This window comes from Pseudomonas sp. WC1, from assembly GCF_050586565.1.
Lineage (GTDB): Bacteria > Pseudomonadota > Gammaproteobacteria > Pseudomonadales > Pseudomonadaceae > Aquipseudomonas.
In genome coordinates this window covers 1-556 of record NZ_JBOBDQ010000139.1, presented here as the reverse complement: position 1 = coordinate 556, position 556 = coordinate 1, and the positions used below count along the sequence as shown (strand labels likewise).

Sequence of the window (556 nt, the reverse complement as noted above, 5' to 3'; positions counted from 1 at the left end):
GATCGTGTCCCGGGAAGTGGTGTAACTGAACCAGCCGAAGGCGCCCTGCGGGCGAAAGAGGATGGTCATCGTGGTTCTTGGCTAACGTTGAGTTTGCGGACTTAACCTTCACCAGAGAAACCACGATGACCAAGCCCACTATCGCATTGACCGAGTTGGTTGAGAAAGGGGCAGATGCTGATCTGCTCAAGCAAATGATCCAGTTCGTTGCCCAGCGCATGATGGAGTTCGATGTCGAAGGCCTGTGCGGTGCCGGCTTCGATGTCAAAAGCCCAGACCGGACAAACAGCCGCAATGGCTACCGTGACCGCCTGTGGCAAACCCGTGCCGGCGACGTCGACCTGAAGATCCCCAAGTTGCGCCAAGGCAGCTACTTTCCGGGCTTCCTCGAACCTCGACGCACCGCCGAGAAGGCCATGGCGGCGGTCATTCAGGAGGCCTACATTCAAGGCGTTTCAACGCGTTCAGTAGATGAGCTGGTGAAGGCCATGGGCATGACCGGCATTTCCAAAAGCCAGGTGTCACGGCTGGCAGGCGAGATTGATGAACGCGTTCA

At 57.6% G+C, this 556-nt stretch carries 1 protein-coding gene; it reads left to right on the top strand.

Annotated elements, in window-relative coordinates:
- Positions 1–125: 125 nt before the first annotated feature.
- Positions 126–556: transposase (locus ACQ4OD_RS26385; protein WP_392469788.1), on the top strand; the 431-nt coding region annotated here is incomplete at its 3' end.